12 protein-coding genes are annotated in these 18,589 nt (G+C 67.7%); 8 read left to right on the forward strand and 4 right to left on the reverse strand.

Annotated elements, in window-relative coordinates; all coding sequences use genetic code 11:
• Positions 1-90: 90 nt before the first annotated feature.
• Positions 91-1,419, forward strand: a complete 1,329-nt coding sequence (locus KOF26_RS16360; RefSeq protein WP_216327625.1) for a bifunctional folylpolyglutamate synthase/dihydrofolate synthase — start codon at positions 91-93, stop codon at positions 1,417-1,419.
• On the opposite strand, the gene KOF26_RS16365 is transcribed toward KOF26_RS16360, so the two are convergent.
• Positions 1,404-2,720 carry an AmpG family muropeptide MFS transporter gene (locus tag KOF26_RS16365; RefSeq protein WP_216327627.1) on the reverse strand — a complete coding sequence of 439 codons (1,317 nt, stop codon included), beginning with the start codon at positions 2,718-2,720 and terminating at the stop codon, positions 1,404-1,406. The genes KOF26_RS16360 and KOF26_RS16365 overlap by 16 nt on opposite strands.
• Before the next feature lie 128 nt (positions 2,721-2,848).
• Here KOF26_RS16365 and KOF26_RS16370 point away from each other — a divergent pair, with 128 nt between their 5' ends.
• The 5 genes from KOF26_RS16370 to KOF26_RS16390 all read left to right on the forward strand — a co-directional run bounded on the left by KOF26_RS16370 (position 2,849) and on the right by KOF26_RS16390 (position 11,363).
• Positions 2,849-3,799 (forward strand): EAL domain-containing protein, encoded by a 951-nt coding sequence (locus tag KOF26_RS16370; protein WP_216327629.1) that lies wholly within the window; start codon positions 2,849-2,851, stop codon positions 3,797-3,799.
• A gap of 195 nt (positions 3,800-3,994) precedes the next feature.
• Entirely contained in the window at positions 3,995-6,868 is a 2,874-nt protein-coding gene (locus KOF26_RS16375) for a S8 family peptidase (protein ID WP_216327631.1), read from the forward strand.
• A gap of 82 nt (positions 6,869-6,950) precedes the next feature.
• Positions 6,951-9,389, forward strand: coding sequence for an ATP-binding protein (locus KOF26_RS16380; protein WP_216327633.1), 2,439 nt, complete (start codon positions 6,951-6,953; stop codon positions 9,387-9,389).
• 52 nt (positions 9,390-9,441) lie between these two features.
• Entirely contained in the window at positions 9,442-9,831 is a 390-nt protein-coding gene (locus KOF26_RS16385; protein WP_216327636.1) for a response regulator, read from the forward strand.
• A 98-nt stretch (positions 9,832-9,929) separates the two neighbouring features.
• Positions 9,930-11,363 carry a GGDEF domain-containing protein gene (locus tag KOF26_RS16390; RefSeq protein ID WP_216327639.1) on the forward strand — a complete coding sequence of 478 codons (1,434 nt, stop codon included), beginning with the start codon at positions 9,930-9,932 and terminating at the stop codon, positions 11,361-11,363.
• Between the two features lie 28 nt (positions 11,364-11,391).
• On the opposite strand, the gene KOF26_RS16395 is transcribed toward KOF26_RS16390, so the two are convergent.
• Genes KOF26_RS16395 through otsB form a run of 3 tightly spaced genes read right to left on the reverse strand, consistent with a single transcriptional unit; the run spans position 11,392 to position 15,310 of the window.
• Positions 11,392-12,780, reverse strand: a complete 1,389-nt coding sequence (locus KOF26_RS16395; RefSeq protein ID WP_216327643.1) for an alpha,alpha-trehalose-phosphate synthase (UDP-forming) — start codon at positions 12,778-12,780, stop codon at positions 11,392-11,394.
• Positions 12,777-14,573 carry a glycoside hydrolase family 15 protein gene (locus KOF26_RS16400; RefSeq protein ID WP_216327646.1) on the reverse strand — a complete coding sequence of 599 codons (1,797 nt, stop codon included), beginning with the start codon at positions 14,571-14,573 and terminating at the stop codon, positions 12,777-12,779. Before KOF26_RS16400 ends, KOF26_RS16395 begins: the two co-directional genes overlap by 4 nt.
• Entirely contained in the window at positions 14,570-15,310 is a 741-nt protein-coding gene (gene otsB, locus KOF26_RS16405) for a trehalose-phosphatase (RefSeq protein WP_216327648.1), read from the reverse strand. The genes KOF26_RS16400 and otsB overlap by 4 nt, the downstream gene beginning before the upstream one ends.
• A 211-nt stretch (positions 15,311-15,521) precedes the next feature.
• Between otsB and KOF26_RS16410 the strand changes: the two genes are divergently transcribed.
• Positions 15,522-15,962, forward strand: coding sequence for a DUF2141 domain-containing protein (locus KOF26_RS16410; protein WP_216327651.1), 441 nt, complete (start codon positions 15,522-15,524; stop codon positions 15,960-15,962).
• A gap of 4 nt (positions 15,963-15,966) precedes the next feature.
• Positions 15,967-18,588, forward strand: a complete 2,622-nt coding sequence (gene hpnN / locus KOF26_RS16415) for a hopanoid transporter HpnN (protein ID WP_253201533.1) — start codon at positions 15,967-15,969, stop codon at positions 18,586-18,588.
• Position 18,589 lies beyond the last annotated feature (1 nt).

Genomic DNA, 18,589 nt, shown 5'->3' on the forward strand with positions numbered 1-18,589 from the left:
GCGCTCCGCAGCGTGTGGAGAAGAGGATGCTGAAACCGGTTCACATGACGAGACCGGCAGCGAGCGCGGAACAGGCAGGCTCTGAATATCATGGCGGATCACGCGGTTTCCGATCATCCGGGCGTCCAGCATCAGCTCGATCGGCTGGCGACCCTGTCCCCCGGCGCGGACGTGCTCGGGCTGGATCGCATCGCCCGGCTGCTCGATCGCCTCGGCAATCCGCAGCGCCGCCTGCCGCCGGTGCTGCATGTCGCCGGCACCAACGGCAAGGGCTCGACCTGCGCCTTCCTGCGCGCCGCGCTGGATGCGTCAGGCCTCGCCGTCCACGCCTATACCAGCCCGCACCTTGTCCGCTTCAATGAGCGCATCCGCCTGGCCGGCCGGCTGATCGGAGACGAGGCGCTCGCCGATTATCTCGCGCGCGTCCTCGACATCGCCGACGGCATCGGCCCCAGCTTCTTCGAGGTGACCACTGCCGCCGCCTTCCTCGCCTTCGCCGAGAGGCCGGCGGACGCCTGCGTGATCGAGGTCGGGCTCGGCGGCCGGCTCGATGCGACCAACGTGCTGGAGGCGCCGGCGGTGTGCGGCATCACCCAGCTCGGCATCGATCATCAGGCCTTCCTCGGCGATCGGCTGGAGGATATCGCCGCCGAGAAGGCCGGCATCGCCAAGCGCGGGGTGCCGCTCATCACCCAGCATTATACCCGCACCGTCGCCGATCGCGTCGGCCAGGTCGCGGCCGAGCGCGGCGCCGTGTGGCTGCCCAAGGGCGGCGTGTGGGAAGCGACCGCCTACCAGGGCCGGCTGCGCTATCGCGACGCCGACGGGGCGCTTGAGCTCCCCCTCCCCCGTCTGCCCGGCGCGCATCAGGCCAGCAACGCCGCGCTTGCCGTGGCCATGCTGCGCCACCAGCAGGCGCTCGCCGTGCCGGCATCGGCGCTGCGTGCCGCGATGGGATGGGCGGACTGGCCGGCCCGATTGCAGCGGCTCGGCGCCGGCCCGCTCGCCGATCTGCTGCCGGCCGGCAGCGAGCTATGGCTGGACGGCGGGCATAATCCGGCGGCGGCGCGCGTCGTCGCCGACTGGTTTCGCGGCCATGTCCCGGCGGGACGGCCGTTCCACATCGTCCTCGGCCTGCTCGCCAACAAGGATCCCGCCGGCATCCTGCGCGCGCTGTCCGGTCGCGCCGCCACGATCCATGCCGTGCCGGTGCCCGGCCACGCGCATCACGAGCCTGCGGAACTGGCCCAGATGGCGGGCGCTGCGGGCCTGTCCGGCATCGCCCAGGAAAGCCCGGCGGCGGCGCTGGGCTGGATCGCCCGCCATGCCGACCGCATCCAGCCGCCGGTGGTGCTGATCATGGGCTCGCTCTATCTCGCCGGCACGGTGCTGGCGGAGAATGATCAGCTGCCGGACTGAACCTCCCCGGCGTCGCCGATCGAACGGTCGATCAGGCCGCTGCGCATCATCATCCAGAAGATAGCGATCCCCGGCAGCGCGAGCAGCGCCGTGAACAGGTAGAATGCCGGATATCCCATCGCCTCGATCAGCGCGCCGGCGGTGGTCCCGGTGATCAGCCGTCCGGCGATGCTGGCCGTCGCCGACAGCAGCGCATATTGGGTTGCCGTGAAGCGCAGGTCGGTCAGCGCCGAGAGATATGCGACCACCGTCACCCCGCCGATGCCGCTCGCGAAATTCTCGAAGCCGATCGCCGCGGCCATACCGATATTGCTCGGCCCCGATGCCGCCAGCAGCGCGAAGCCGATATTGGTCACGCCCATCAGCACCAGGCTGATCATCACCGATCGTTTGAGCCCGAGCTTCGAATAGATGATGCCGCCGACGAACACGCCGGCCAGCAACGCCCAGAAACCCACTCCAACATCGAATACCGCGATCTGATCATTGGTGAAGCCGAGATCGTCGAACAATAAGCGCAGCGTCAGATTGGCGAGCGTATCGCCAATCTTGTGCAGCAGCACGAACACCAGGATCAGCGCCGCGCCCTCGCGCCGGAAGAATTCCGAGAGCGGGCCGACAAAGGCGTCGACCATCTCGGCCAGGCCACGCTGCTTTGCCGGTTCGCGTCGCCGCGTCGGCTCGCCCATCACCAGAGCGGTTATGATTGCCGGCAGCCCGAACAGCGCGCACAGCCAATAGGCGCCGGTCCAGCCGATGCGCACCGCCATCACCAGCGCCAGCGCACCCGCCGCAGCGGATCCGATCCGCCAGCCATATTGCGACATGCCCGAACCGACGCCGAGCTGGCGCGGCTCGAGCAGCTCGATGCGATAGCCGTCGATGACGATGTCGTAGGTGGCGCCGGCCACGCCGACCAGCACCGCGGCCACCGCCACCTGGCCAAGATGGGCGGCCGGATCGAGCCCGCCGAGGAGGAGCACCGCCGCAATCGAAAGCACTCCAGCGACAAGCATCCAGGAGACGCGTTGTCCCAAGCGATGCAGTAGCGGCAAGTGCATCCGATCCACGATCGGCGCCCAGAGAAACTTGACATTATAAACGAGGAAAGCAAGCGCGAAGGCCGTTACGCTCTTCTTGTCTATTCCTGCCTGGGCCAACCGCGTGGTGAGCGTCGAGGCGATCATCGTGAACGGAAACGCTGACGAAATGCCCAAGAAAAATGCGGCAAGCGGCGCCGCTTCGGTGTAAGGTCGAATGACGGCTGGAACCTTGGCGCGCCAGCCCACGGGAGAGACCATGTCGTTCATAGCGTTTTTGTGTAGCGTACCCTCCCCAAAGGTCGAGGGGGCGGGGCCGCAAAATTCGGCCACGGCTCCTGGACAGGATTAACTCCCTCTTTAGCCTCGTGCGTTTATCCCGGCGAAATATGAGCAAATATTCGCTCCCCTCGGTTCGCTCCCGCCTCGGCCGTGCGCTGCACGGTCTCGCTGCACGCATGCTGCACCAGGAGGCACGGGAACGCTGGCACGAGGCCGCTCTCCATCCCTCCATCCCGGACGCGGTGCTGCTGGCGGATCTGATCGCGGCGGTCGAAAATGACAGGCTCGCCCTCGTATACCAGCCCAAGCTCAATGCCCGCAGCAATCAGATCGAGGCGGTCGAAGCCTTGCTGCGCTGGCAGCATCCGGTGGCAGGCGCGATCGGCCCGGCCGATTTCATCCCCTGGGCGGAGCGGCACGGCCTGATCCGTCAGGTCACGCAATGGGTGCTGCGCACCGCGATCCGCGACCAGGCCGATCTCGCCGCCAGTGGCCACGCGCTGGCCGTCAGCGTGAATCTCTCCGGACGGCTGGTCGGCGACCGCAGCTTCACCCGCTGGGCGCTCGAGGCATGCAAGGAGGCCGTCGGCCCGATCGGCATGGAGATCACCGAGACGGCAGTCATCGACGGCACCGAGAATGCGCTGGAGAATCTCCACGCCTATGCCGATGCCGGCATCCGTGTGGCGATCGACGACTATGGCGCGGGCCTTTCGTCCCTCGCCTATCTTCGCAAGTTACCGGCAAGCGAGCTGAAGATCGACAAGATGTTCATCTCCACCCTCGTCTCGAGCCACCGCGATCCGTTGCTGGTGCGATCGACGATTGATCTTGCTCACGCCCTGGAAATGGAAGTCACCGCCGAGGGTGTCGAGACCCCGATCGCGCTGTCGCTGCTGCGCGTCATGGGTTGTGATCTTATCCAGGGCTATGAAATTTCCCGTCCGCTGCCTCTGGACGAGCTCCGCCACTTCCTCGATACACGGAATGCGGAGTCTGGGGTGACGGCGACTACCCGGTCGCCTGTCTCAATTACCCAATTCGCGGGTCGCTTGTAGCTTAGTCTAAACAATCAGTGCTAACTGATTGTAAACCATGGGCCTGTACCCACTGGTAACCCTGCCCTGTCAGTTTCGTTGACGGGAATGGACGGGGCGGATTGTCAAAAGGGAATAGAGATGTCGCTGCGCGCACGTCGGATCCGGATCGCCGCCTTGGCGGCTTCGCTTGGAACGCTTTCTCTCGCCGCCGGAATGGCGTCCGCGCAGGGCACGAACCCCGCGCCCCGTCCCGTCAGGCCACAAGGCATCGTCACGCCGTCATGGGGCAGTGTCAGTCCGTTCTGGGGTAGCGTCAGTCCGTTCTGGGGCAGCGTCAGCCCGTTCTGGGGTAGCGTCAGCCCGTTCTGGGGTAGCGTCAGTCCGTTCTGGGGTAGCGTCAGCCCGTTCTGGGGTAGCGTCAGTCCGTTCTGGGGCAGCGTCAGCCCGTTCTGGGGCAGCGTCAGTCCGTTCTGGGGTAGCGTCAGCCCGTTCGGCGGCGCCGCGCCGGCGGATGGCATCATACCGCAATGGGGTAACATCAACGCCTTTTGGGGCGACGTGAACACGCGCTGGGGCAGCGTCAGCCCGTTCTGGGGCAGCATCAGCCCGTTCGCCGATCCCTCCGCCTATCAGCCGGTGGCCGATCAGCTGAAGGAGATGATGCAGCATTCGGCCGACTTCTGGGGCGCCACCGTCCAGCAGAAGACCGGCAAGTCCTTCCAGGATGGTTTCGCCCAGCCGCTGCTCGTCAAATACGGCATCGATCTCAACGATCCGTCGACGCTCGCCAAGCTCGACGTCGGCCAGCGCAACCAGTTCTTCGTCGACTGGTATGATGGCCTGATGAACCTCTCCGGCACGGACCGCGTCGATCACTGGATGGGTGCGGTGCATTGGAACCCGGCGCTCAGCCAGGTCCAGGGGGCAGGCTCCGGCACGGTGATCGGCCTGCTCGACTTCACCGTCAAGGATCCTGACCTCACCCAGAGCATCAGCAAATATACCGGCGTGTCCGATTTCTCGAACGGTCACGGCGCCGCCGTCGCCAGCCTGATGATCTCGGCGCAGGACGGCAAGGGCGTGATGGGCATCGCGCCGCGCGCCACCGTCGTCGCTTACAATCCGTTCGACGCGACCGGCACCGCCAACTGGGCGGACATCACCAATGGCGTGAAAATGCTCGTCCAGAACAGGGCGAGCATCGTCAACATGTCGCTGGGCGTGCCCGGCTACACGCTGCATCCGGACTGGAACGGCGTGTTCACCGATGCCTCACTGGCCGGGAAGATCGCCAAGACCGTGTTCGTCATCGCCGCCGGCAACGAGGGCGCCAGCCAGACCGGCAAGATCCTGTGGAATCCGGCCAATCCCTACTTCCTCGTCGTCGGCTCGGTCGACCCGTCCGGCACGATCTCCAGCTTCTCGAACCGGCCGGGCGACGCCTGCCTCGTGTCCAGTGCCACCGCGACATGCGCGGCGGGCAACGCGCTGCGCGATCGCTTCATCGTCGCGCCCGGCGAGCTGATCCTCGTCTCGGACGACAAGGGCGGCACGATGCGCATGTCCGGCACTTCGCTGGCGGCGCCTCTGGTGTCGGCGACGATCGCCCTGCTGCACGATCGCTGGCCGTGGCTCGCCACCAATCCCAAGGCGACGACCAACATCATCCTGCGCTCCGCGCGTGATCTCGGCGCGCCGGGTGTCGACGATGTCTATGGCGTCGGCCTGCTCGACGTCACCGCCTCGCAGTCGCCGATCGACATGAATGCGCTGCGTCTCTACCAGATGGTCAACGGCAAGCTGACCCAGCAGCCGCTGTCCTCCGTGCAGGGAGCGACGCAGGAAACGCTGACCAAGTGGGAAGCCGACGGCGCCTTCTTCTACGCCTATGAGGATATCGACGGCACGTTCCGCGACTTCTCGATCCCGCTGTCGACCCGCTTGGTCGGCGGCGCCACCCTGTCGCCGACCGGCCGGCAGGAGAAGTTCCAGCAATATCTCTACAGCCGCTTCATCGATTGGGTCGGCAAGACCGGCACGAGCGGCGGCGCGGCGGGCTTCGCCTCGTTCACCAGCATGTCGGCGCCGGTCGGCAACCCCTATGGCGTCAACATGACCATGTCGATGGCGCCGCGGACGCTGATGCAGGGCTATCGCCAGTCGGGTATGCCCTATCAGACGGCGTTGCAGATCGCCGATCAGGACAATCGCTTCGCGATCACCGCCGGCGACGGCGACGGCGCGATCACGCTCGGCCAGCATGCCGGCTTCGGCCTCGCTTCGGATTATGACAGCGACACCGGCGGCGCCAACCCGCTGCTCGGCCTCGCCTCGGGCGGCGCCTATGCGGCGGCGCGCTATGCGCTCAGCGATCGGGTGCAGATGTCGTTCGGCGTGACGGAGCGTTCGCTGCGCCGCGACACCCGCGGCATGTCGGTGGGCGACCAGCTGATGCTCGGCGGCATTCCGGACAACCGCAGCTCGGCCGAACATGTCGCGATCAGCTATCGCATGTCGCCGGCGATCACCGTCAATGCGGGCTATACCCGCCTGCGGGAGAACACCGCGCTGCTCGGCACCCAGTCTGTCGATCGCGCCGATCTCGCCGGCGGCTCGACCACCGACGGCGCCACCATCGGCATGAACGTGGCGGTCACGAGCGATCTCAACATCGCCGCCTCGGGCACCGTCGGCCGCACCCAGGCCAATGGCCGGCAGAACATCGCCGTCGGCAATGGCGGCCTGCTCACTTCGTCCTACGAGGTCGCGCTGACCAAGAACAAGCTGTTCGACGCCCGCGATCGCATCCGCTTCACGTTCAGCCAGCCCATGTATCTGGAGCAAGGCAAGATTGATTACACGACCGTGCAGGTGATCGATCGCCAGACCGGCGAACTCGGAAATGTCACCCAGTCCTTCGACATTTCCGGCAAGAATCGCCAGTTCATCGGCGAGATGCTCTACGGCCGCAGCCTCGGCATCAATCGGGAGGTGAGCCTGTTCGGCCGCGCCCGGCTGAAGCAGGGCGTCACCACCGATGCGCTGCCGGCCTATATCGCCGGCGCTCGCTTCCGCATGGGTTTCTGATCTCGTTATGCGCGTTGTAAATCCTTAGAGATTCCTTAGCCGTGTTGTGCCATGCTCATTCCCGTGGCGGGGAGAGGCATTGGTGCGTTACGTCCCGGAAATATTGGCGCTTTTCTCGGCAATCTGTGCGCCGCTCGTCCTGAGCGGCGCGCAGGCCGCCGATGTGCCCGCCGCACGACAGGCCGCTCCCTCCTCGTTCGATGCTCTTATCGCCGCCGCCAAGCAGGCGATGATGGCCGATCCGGCCGCCGCGCTCGGCCGCGCTCGCGAGGCCGGGGCGCTCGCGCCCTCCGCCCCCTCCCCCGAGATCGCGCTGGCTACCGCAGGGTGGCTGGAGGGCGAGGCCCTGACCCGACTCAATCGTGTCGTCGAGGCGACGCCGGTCCTCGAAAAGGCGCTGGCGATCGTCGCCCGGCGCGCACCCAACACCAAGCTCCATGGCGACCTGATGCGCGCCAAGGGCACCGCTGATACCATTTCCGGGCGGGTGTCGGAGGCGTTGCGGGATTTCCAGCAGGCCCTCGAAATCTATCGCGCCGCCGGCGAGCCGCGCGGACAGGCGATGGCGCTGCAGAATATCGGCATCATCTACACCGACGCCGGCGAATATGAGCGGGTGCTGCGCTATTACGAGCAGGCGAACGAGGCCTATGGCGGCGACCCCATGCTCACCGCCACCGCCCATAACAATATCGGCCGCGCGTGGCGCGAGCTGGGCCGGCTCGATCGCGCCGAGCAGGAATTCAAGCGCGCCCTCGATCTTGCTCGCGAGGCCAGGGCCCCGGCGTTCGAGCAGGAGATCCTGGAAAACCTTGCCTGGACCCAGCTTGCCGCCGGCCGCCTCGCTGATGGTGATCTCGCCATCGCCCGGGCGATGCAGCTCGGGACCCGGGGCGATGGCGGGATCAGCCCGTTCTTGTGGGGCGTGGCGGCGAAGAGCGCCGTCATGCACGGCGATCTTCCGCGTGCCCGGGCACTGATCCAGCGCACCATGCAGGCGCCCGGCGCCAATGACGAGCCGGCGTTCCGCGAGTTCCAGAAGACCGCCTATGAAATCTACAAGCGCAGCGGTGACGAGCGCCAGGCGCTCGCCCATTTCGAAATCTTCAAGCGGCTGGACGATCGTGCGCGCGAGCTGACCACCTCGACCAGCGCCGCGCTGATGGCGGCTCGATTCGACTTCGCCAACCAGAATATGCGCATCACCTCGCTCAAGGCCGGCCAGATTGAGCGCGACGCCAAGCTCGCCGTATCGCGGGCGCGGCTGCGTACCACGCTGATCACCGGCGCGCTCGGCATCGCGGTGATCGTGTCCGGCCTCAGCCTGATCGCCTTCTTCTCGATTCGCCGCAGCCGCAACGAGACGCGCGACGCCAATGCCAGCCTGAGCACCGCCAATGTCGCGCTGGAAAAGGCGCTGCGGGCCAAGACCGAATTCCTCGCCACCACCAGCCACGAGATCCGCACGCCGCTGAACGGCATTCTCGGCATGACCCAGGTGATCCTCGCGGATCGCAGCGTCGAGCCGGGCCTGCACGACCGCATCAAGCTGGTGCACAACGCCGGCGAGACGATGCGCGCGCTGGTCGACGACCTGCTCGATGTCGCGAAGATGGAGACCGGCAACCTCACCATCGAGAGCGCGCCGGCCAGCCTGCACGAGATTCTGCGCCACGCCGTCCAGCTGTGGGCGGACCACGGCGCCGCCAAGAACGTCGCCGTCACCCTCGATCTGGGTGACACGCCGGACGGCATCGTCACCGACGAGGCGCGGCTGCGGCAGGTAGTGTTCAACCTCATGTCGAACGCGGTCAAATTCACCGACAAGGGCTCGGTCGGGCTGTGCGCTCGCGTCCTGCCCGGCGATCCGGAGATGCTGGCCATCACCGTTGCCGATACCGGCATCGGCATCCCCGAGGACAAGTTCGCCGACATCTTCGAATCCTTCCGCCAGGTCGATGGCGGCACCACCCGCCAGTTCGGCGGCACCGGCCTCGGCCTCACCATCTGCCGGCAGATCGTCGATGCGATGGGCGGTTCGGTGACGCTGGAAAGCGTGCTCGGCGAGGGCTCGGCCTTCACGATAATGCTGCCGCTCAAGCGGGCCGAAGGCTTTGCCGGCCGCCGCGACAAGGATGGCGAGCCCGACGCGATCCTCCTCATCGAGGCAAATCCGCTGACCCGCAGCGTGCTCAGCGCGCTGCTCGCCAAGGCATTCCCGCGCGTCGTCGCGGTCGAGGACGTGCGCGAGGCGATTTCGGCGCTGGATGCGGAACGTTATGCCGCGATCCTCGTCGATGGCGAAGGTCTGGTCGAGCCCGGGGAACTGGTGATGACGCTGCGTGATCTGTGCGATATGTCGCGCGGTGCGCCGATCACGCTCCTCCATCCGACCCCCGGGCCGGACGATCCCACCGATCTGAAACAAGCCGGCGCGACCCAGCTGATGGTCAAGCCGGTCTCCGGTCAGGCGCTGCTCCGTCTGCTCGCTCCCCTCTCTACAAAGGCAAAGGCAGCGTGATGTTGTCTATAGTCCTTGAATCGGGGAAAATGCGTACGAAGGGAATGCTCTGATGCAGGTGCTGTTCATTGAAGACGACGCAATGAACCGGCGCGTGGTCAAGGACATGCTGCGCGTGGCGGGCGCGACGATGGACGAGGCCGACAATGCCGAGACGGGGCTGCGCATGATCGTCGAGGGCGATTATGACGTAGTGCTGATGGATCTGCGCATGCCGGGCATGGACGGGCTGACCGCGATCCGCCAGCTCCGCGCACGCACCGATGCCAAGGGCAGCATCCCGGTCATCGTCGTCACCGCCGACACCGCGCTCAACATCCAGCAGCATTGCCTGGAACAGGGCGCCGACGACGTGATCATGAAGCCCGTGTCAATGAAGGTGCTGTTCGAATCCATCGGCCGCATGATCGCCCGTTCCGAGGAAGGCGATATCGTCATCTGAGCGGCGCGGACCCGCCCCCCCAAGTCCCCGAACGGGACAGATAATACGTAAAAAAAGACAGCGAAAACATGAATCTGATTGGCTAGACTTGCCCTGAGATGGGGGCTTTCGGACGAACCTCGACAGGCAACGCCCGCGATGAGGGCCTTGGGGTCGTTGCCGCGCTGGCGGTGGCGGCGCTCGTCTTCTTCGCCGCGCTATTCGGCATCGTGACGCGGCCCCTGGGCCTGCTCGCCGCGATCTGGCCGGTCAACGCGCTGCTGCTCGGCCTGTTCGTGCGCAGGCGCGATCTCGCCCGCCCGGCAAACTGGCTGGCGGCGGCGTCCGGGTTGATGCTGGCCGGCCATGTCACCGGCGACAGCTTCGTCCAGAACATCTTCATGACCGTCGCCAATCTCATGGGGGTGGTCACCGGCTATCTGCTGCTGCGCTCGCTGGATGCCGAGGATCGGGCGCTGCGCCGGCCGCTTTCCACCCTTTATCTGCTGCTGATCTGCACCGCCGCCGCACTCGCCTCGACGATCGTCGGCGGCAGCCTCGCGGCGGAGATGATCGGCCAGTCGCTGCCGCTGGGTTTCGCCTTCTGGTTCGCGACGGAGTTCTGCAATTACGCGATCATCCTGCCGGTGCTGCTCGCGGTGCCCCATGATCTCACCCGCCGTTCCACCGAGGCGGTGCGGCGCATCGCGTCCGATCGCGAGCGGATCGCGCCGCTGGCGGTGCTGGCGGTGTCGATCACCGCGGCGATTCTCGTCGGCGGGGCCGGCGCCATCGCCTTCCCGGTGCCGGCGCTGCTGTGGTGCTCGCTGTCCTACGGGCTGTTTCCGATGAGCCTGCTGATGCTGACGTTCAGCGTGACGATGATGAGCGCCCAGTCGCTCGGCCTGCTGGTCACCGCCGATCACCCCGGCATGCTGGCCGACACGATCTCGTTCCGCCTCGGTATCGCGTTGATCACGATCGGCCCGCTCACCGTGTCGAGCATCACCATCGCCCGCAAGGAGCTGATCGAGCGCCTGGATCGCGCGAACAGCCTCGACAGCCTGACCCGCGTGCTCGCCCGTCACGCCTATCTCGATCGCACCACCCGGATGCTCAACCGCCCGGTGCAGGCGGCGCGGGGCGTGGCGGTGATGATGATCGACATCGATCACTTCAAGCGCTTCAACGATCTCCACGGGCACGCCGCCGGTGACGCGGTGCTCATCGGCGTCACCACGGCGATCGGGCAGGAACTGCGCAAGTCGGACCTGTTCGGGCGCCTCGGCGGCGAGGAGTTCGCGATCACCCTCTTCGATATCGACCGCGACAGCGCGATGGCCATGGCCGAGCGGCTGCGCCTTGCTGTCGAAGGTCACGCCATCGCCGACCCCGGAAAGGCGCCGCTCAAGGTGACGATCAGCATCGGCCTCGTTCACCACGCGGACAGCGAGGCGGCGCGGCTCGCCAATCTGTTGCCGCTCGCCGATGCGGAACTCTATCGGGCCAAGGCCGCGGGGCGGAACCGCGTCTCGGTCTGCGAGCAGCTTTAGGTCTCTCCCCAGCTCATCCCGGGGAAGATCAGGCGTCCTGCAGCCGCTTTGCCGACATCAGCGAATCCGTGAACCGCTGGCGCCACCACAGCACGTCCTGCTCCTCGATATTATCCATCATCGCCCGCCAGCGGCGCACGCGCTCGTCACGCGGCATGCGCAGCGCCAGCATGATCGCGTCGGATAGTTCTTCGGCACTGTAGGGATTGACGAGCACGGCCTCGCTCAGCTGCTGCGCGGCGCCGGCGAAGCGCGACAGGATCAGCACGCCGGGGTCTTCCGGATCCTGGGCGGCGACATATTCCTTGGCGACAAGGTTCATGCCGTCGCGGAGCGGCGTGACCAGGCCGATCCTGGCGGCGCGATAGACGCCGGCCAGCTCGTCGCGCGAATAGCCACGGTTCACATAGCGGATCGGCACCCAGTCGAGGTCGGCGAAGGCGCCGTTGATGCGGCCGGAAAGCCCTTCCAGCGTGGTGCGGATCTTGCGATAGCTGCTCACATCGCCGCGCGACGGCGGCGCGATCTGGAGCAGGAAGACCTCCTTGCACTCCTCCGGATGCTCGCGGAGAAACCGTTCATATCCGAGGAAACGCTCTTCCAGTCCCTTCGAATAATCGAGCCGGTCGACGCCGATGATCATGTCCCGCCCGACGGCGCTGTCCCGCATCCGCCGAAAGGCCAGCCGTGCCCTCGTGCTGCCGGCAAGCGCGCGGAACTCGGCCGCGTCGATGCCGATCGGGCACGCGATCGCCGTTACCCGCCGGCCGTCGAGGATGACATCGTCGCCGTCGATCTCCGCGCCCATCTCCTTGGAGACGAAGTCGCGGAACGCCTCCAGCCACTCCTCGGTCTGGAAACCGATCACGTCGTAGGCGAACAGGCCGCGCGCCAGTTCGTCCGCCTCCGGCAGGGTCGACAGCAGGCGGCGCGGCGGCCACGGGATGTGGAGGAAGAAGCCGATCCGGTTGGTGACGTTGCGGCGGCGCAGCTCGGTGCCGAGCGGCAACAGGTGGTAATCCTGGATCCACACCACGTCGTCCGCCTCGATCAGCGGGAACACCGTCTCGGCGAAGCGCTCGTTGACCCGCTGATAGCCGCCGGCGAACCCGCGCTCATATTCCGCAAGGTCGATGCGGTAATGGAAGAGCGGCCACAGCGTGCGATTGGCGTAGCCGTTATAATATTCCTCGACGTCCTGCTCCTCCAGGTCGATCGTGGCGGTGGTCACATCCTCCTCGCGCTGGAAGTTGATATGGCCGGTGAACTGGTCGGTGATGTCGCCGGACCAGCCGAACCAGATGCCGCGATGCTCGCGCAACGCCGCCGACAGCGCGACGGCAAGCCCGCCCTGCGCGCCGGAATGCGATCCGCGCGGCGCGGAGACGCGGTTGGAGATGACAATCAGGCGGCTCATCGGATGGCGCTCCAGGGTTTGCTGAGCAGCGCGGCACAGTTGATCATGCCGACGAGGGAATAGGTCTGCGGATAATTGCCCCACAGCTCGCCCGTGCTGGGGTCGATGTCCTCGGAGAGCAAGCCGGATGCGGTACGCCGTTCCAGAACCTCCGTGAACAGAGCCCGCGCATCGTCGCTGCGGCCGGTGAGGTGCAAGGCCTCGATCAGCCAGAAGGTGCACACGTTGAACGCCGTCTGGGGCAGGCCGAAATCATCCTCGGTGGCATAGCGCAGCATGTGCGAGCCGCGCCGCAGCCCCTGCTCCACCGCCTCGAGCGTGCCGCGGAAACGCGGATCGTCCGGCGCCAGGAAGCGCAGGTCGAGCAGCTGGATCAGGCTGGCGTCGAGATCGTCGCCGGAGAAGGTCGCCGACATCCGGTTGGTGTCCGGCCGCCACGCTGCGGCGACGATGCGCTGGCGGATATCGGCGGCGCGCGCCGCCCAGAACTGCCGGCGCTCCTCCAGGCCCAGCGCCTCGGCCGCGTTGGCCAGCCGATCGCAGGCCGCCCAGCACATCGCCGACGAATAGGTGTGGACGCTCTGCCGTGTGCGCAGCTCCCACAGCCCGGCGTCGGGCTGGTCGTGGAACTGCCAGGCGCGCTCGCCCACCTTTTCGAGGGCGTGGAAATCCTCGATCCCGGCGATGCGATAGAGCCGCTGGTCGACAAAGGCCTGCACGTTGCACAGCACGATCTGGCCATAGGCGTCATGCTGGACCTGGGTGTAGGCGGCATTGCCGGCCCGCACCGGTCCCATGCCGCGATAGCCGGGCAGCGCCTCCTCGATCCGCTCTTCCAGCACGGCCTCGCCGAGCACGCCGTAGAGCGGCTGGATATGGCCGCCGCGCGCCGCGTCGACGATGTTGCGCAGATAGCCGAGATAGGTCTCGAGGACGTCGAGCGCGCCGAGCCGGTTGAGCGCCTGCACCGTGTAATAGGCATCCCTGATCCAGCAATAGCGATAGTCCCAGTTGCGCTGCGACCCGGCATGCTCGGGGATCGACGTGGTCAGCGCGGCGACGATCGCGCCGGTCTCCTCATGCTGGCACAGCTTGAGCGCGATCGCCGAGCGGATCACCACTTCCTGCCACTCCAGCGGGATGGCGAGGCCGCGCACCCAATGCTGCCATTCGTCGATCGTCTGGGCGAGCATCTGGTCGAGCGTTGCGGCGACGTCGCCCGAAAAGCCCTCGTCCGGGCCGAGGAAGAAGTGCAGCGGCCGCTCGACGCGGAACACACGCTCCGCCTCGATCAGCCCGACCGCCGCGGTCGTCGTCAGCCGCAGCGTCACGTCGCCGGTCACATAGCGGATATGGTTGGAGCCACCGACGAACTGGCCGCACGGCCGCCCCCAGTTGCAGGTCGGGCGCAGCCGCACGCGGATACGCGGGCTGCCCGCCACGGGCCGCACGATCCGCGCGAAGGCGACCGGGCGGTAGCTCCGCCCCAGCCGCTGGAAGCGCGGGCAAAAATCAATCACCTCGATGGCATTGCCGGCAGCGTCGCTGTGCCGGCTGACCAGTACCGGCGTGTTGCGAATATAATGCTGCTCGATCGTCACCCCGTCCTCGAGGGCGATCTCCCAGAAACCAAAGCCCTCGTCGCCCGCGGGATCCTCGCCGCCGAGCAAGGCAGAGAACAGGGGATCGCCGTCGACCCGCGGCACGCAGGCCCACACGAAGCGGCCGGCGCGATCGACCAGCGCACTCACCTGGCAATTGCCGATCGGCCAGAGATCGAGCGTCGTCGTCATGCCGCCACTCCCGCCAGCGCCTCCAGCCAGCCATGCACCGCCGCGACGTCGGGCAGGCGATAGCGCGCCGCCGTCCTGCGTTCCGGGCCGACCAGCACACCCGCCCCGCCGAGTTCCGCCACGGCCGCGAAGGCCGATTCGTCGGTGAGGTCGTCGCCGAGGAAGAAGGGCACGCCCGCGGCCATCGCCGGCTCGGCCATGAAGGCGCGGACCGCGTCGCCCTTGTCGGCGCCCGCCTCGCGCAGCTCGACCATCATCTTGCCGTGCTGGAGGCGAAGCCCGTCCGCCGCCGCCAGCTCGTCGGCCAGAGCGTGCACGGCCGGGCCGGCCTCCGGCGCCAGTCGGTAATGCAGCGCCACGCCGAACGGCTTCACCTCCACCAGCACGCCGGGATGGGACTCGGCAAAGGGGGTGACCTGCGCGATGACCCGCTGGCGCCACCGCGGCTCTCCGGGCGCGACATTGCGCCCGTCCGGCCACGCCATCTCGACGCCGTGGCTGCCGCCGATCGCGAAGCCGGCGATGCCGAAGAACTGCCGGATGCGCGCCACCGACCGGCCGCTGACCACCGCCAGCCGCCCGTCCAGACGTGCGGACAGCGTGCCCATCAACGTCTGCAAACCAGCATCGACCGCCACGGCATCGGGCCGTGGCGCCATCTCCACCAACGTCCCGTCGAAATCGAGGAACAGGCTGAGGCGATCGGGAAGGTCGGTCGGCGGCGGCGACAGGCTCATGCAAATCCTTTCTCGGGGTAACGGACAAATGGCCGAAATCCCTCAATCGTTCCCCCGGCCTTCGCAAATGCAGCACGAATGGACCCGCGAATTCCCCACGCGCGCGCGAGGAAGGGCCGCCGCGCCCGGTGGAGACCGATCAAGTCGGCAGCCCGTCATGACGAACTTGTTTCAGCATGACGAAGCGCCCGACAGAACCTAGGAATAGCGCATGGCCCGCTTCCTCCCGTCGCTGCTCGCGCTCGCCGCCACGGCCGCCCCTGCGGCGCCGCTCGAAATCCGCGTCACCAACGTCCGCGACGCGACCGGCACGGTGCATGTCGACATCTGCCCCGAGGCGAAATTCCTCAAGGATGGCTGTCCCTGGTCGGCCGAGGCGCCGGCCACCGCCGGCACGACAGTGGTGACGATCGCCGATCTTCCCCCCGGCCATTACGCGGCCCAGGCCTTCCACGACGAGAATCGCAACGGCAAGGCCGACCGCAACCTCATCGGCATTCCCACCGAGGGCGTCGGCTTTTCCAACGACGCGCCGATCCGCCTCGCCCCGCCGAAATTCGCCGATGCTGCTTTCGATCAGGGGCCGGCCGCGCAGGCGATCACGTTCCGGATGCGCTATTTCAGCGGCCCTTCCGGCCCAACCGCGCGCTGAGCCGTTGCGCCTCGTCTCCCGCATCGTCGCCGCCAGTATCGCGCGGCCCTGGCTCACCATCGGCCTCGCGCTTGCGCTGACGCTGGCCGGCATCGTCTTTGCGTCGGGTCATTTCGACATGACTACCGACACCGCCGCGCTGATCTCGCCGGACGTCGACTGGCGCCGCCAGGAACGCGCGATGGAAAATGCCTTCCCGCAACTGCGCGACGCCACGCTGATCGTCATCGACGGAGCCACGCCCGAGCTTGCCGAGGACGGCGCCGCCCGCCTCGCCGAGCGGCTCGCGGCTGACAAGCGACATTTCCGCCGAGTCACCCGCCCGGACGGCGGCGCCTTCTTCAACAGCGAAGGTCTGCTCTTCGCCTCCACCGGCGAAGTGCGGGCGGCGACCGCCGCGCTCGTCGACGCCCAGCCGCTGCTCGGCCCGCTTGCCGCCGACCCAGGTCTCGGCGGCACCCTCACCGCGCTCGGGGCGATGCTGGACGGCGTCGAGCATGGCGACGCCACCCTCGATCGTATCGACAGGCCGGTGCGCGCGCTCGCCGACGCCATCGACGCCAAGCTCGCCGGCAGGCCCGCTTTCTTCTCGTGGCAGGCGCTGTTTGCCGGTGATCACGGCGCCACCCGCCCGCCGCTCCGCCGCCTCATCCTTGCCCAGCCGGTGCTCGATCACACCGCCCTCATGCCCGGCGAGGCGGCGGCCGGCGCCGTCGACGCCGCCGCCCGTGAACTCGGCCTCGATCCCGCCCACGGCGTCACCATCCGCCTGACCGGCGAAGTGCCGCTTGCGGACGAGGAGTTCGCCACCCTCTCGGAGAATATGGGGCTGGTCGGCCTCGTCATGCTGCTCGCCATGCTCGCGACCTTGTGGTTCGCGGTGCGCTCGGTGCGGCTGGTCGCGATCATCCTCGCCACGATCGTCGCCGGGCTGGTCGTGACCTGTGCGATCGGGCTGGCGGCGGTCGGACGGTTCAATCTGATCTCGGTGGCCTTCATTCCCCTGTTCGTCGGGCTCGGCGTCGATTTCGGCATCCAGATCTGCGTGCGCTTCAATGCCGAGCGCGCAGGCGGCGCCGATCCGGCCACCGCGCTCCGCGCCGCCGCTGCCGCGCTCGGCGCGCCGCTGTTGCTCGCGGCGGGCGCGATTTTCCTCGGTTTCGGCGCCTTCCTGCCGACCGCTTATGTCGGCATCGCCGAACTCGGCGTGATCGCGGGCCTCGGCATGATCGTCGCCCTCGCCTTCAGCCTGACCCTCCTCCCGGCGCTGGTCATGGTCCTGCCCCCCGGGCCGCCGAGGCGCGAGGTCGGGTTTGCAGGCATGGCGCCGGTGGATCGCTTCCTCGAGCGCCGCCGCGCCGCCGTGCTATGGGCGTTTGCGCTGTCGATGGCGGTCAGCATCGCGCTGCTGCCGCTGGTCCGCTTCGATTTCAACCCGCTCCACCTGCGCGACCCGCACGCCCCGGCGATGCGCGCGCTCGCGGATCTCACCCGCGATCCCGATCGCACGCCCAACACCATCGACGTCCTCGCCCGCGATCCGGTCGAGGCGCATGCCCTCGCCGCGCGCCTGACGGCGCTGCCCGAGGTCGGGCAGGTCGTCACCCTCGACAGCTTCGTGCCGGAGGATCAGCCCGCCAAGCTCGCGCTGATCGGCGATGCGTCGATGCTGCTCGATCTCACCCTCAACCCCTTCGAGACCGCGCCGCCCGCCGCCGACGAGGCGCTCGCCGCCCCGCTTCCGGGGCTCGCGGCGCGGCTCCGCGCGGCGGCCGCCGGAGCGCCCGGCAAGGGTGCCGCCGACGCCGTGCGGCTGGCCGACGCGCTCCAGCGTCTCGCCGCCGCCGGCCCCGCCACCCGCGCCGCGGTCAGCGCCATGCTCAGCCAGCCTCTGAAGGTGATGCTCGGCCAGACCCGCGCGGCGCTGGGCGCCCAGCCGGTGACGCTGGATAGCTTGCCGGCCGATCTGCGGCGGGACTGGATCGCGCCGGACGGCCGCGTCCGCATGCAGGTCTTCCCGAAGGGCGACGGCAATGACAATCGCGTCATCACCCGCTTCCGCGCCGCCGTCGCCGCCGTCACGCCGGCGATTTCCGGCTTGCCCGTCGCCACCCAGGCCGCGGCCGGCACCGTCGCCGGCGCGTTCATCCAGGCCGGGCTTATCGCGCTGGCGCTGGTCAGCCTGTTGCTCTTCCTCGTGTTGCGCGACGTGCGCGAGGTGGCCTTCACGCTGGCGCCGGTGGTGCTGTCCGGGTTCCTCACGCTCGGCACCTGCGTGATCATCGGCCAGCCGATCAACTTCGCCAACATCATCGCCTTTCCCCTGTTGTTCGGGGTGGGGGTGGCGTTCCACATCTATTTCGTCATGGCGTGGCGAGGGGGCGCCACCGCGCTCCTGCAATCGAGCCTTGCCCGCGCCGTCCTGTTCAGCGCGCTCGCCACCGGCACGGCGTTCGGCAGCCTGTGGCTTTCCCATCACCCCGGGACGGCGAGCATGGGCAAGATTCTGATGATCTCGCTCGCCTGGACCCTGGTCTGCGCGCTGATCTTCGAGCCGGCGCTGCTCGGCCCGCCCCGGCGCAAGGGCGACATCCGGCCGATGCCGTTCCCCCCGGCCAGCCGCTGAG

This window comes from Sphingomonas quercus (genome assembly GCF_018863195.1).
Taxonomy (GTDB): Bacteria; Pseudomonadota; Alphaproteobacteria; order Sphingomonadales; family Sphingomonadaceae; genus Solisphingomonas; species Solisphingomonas quercus.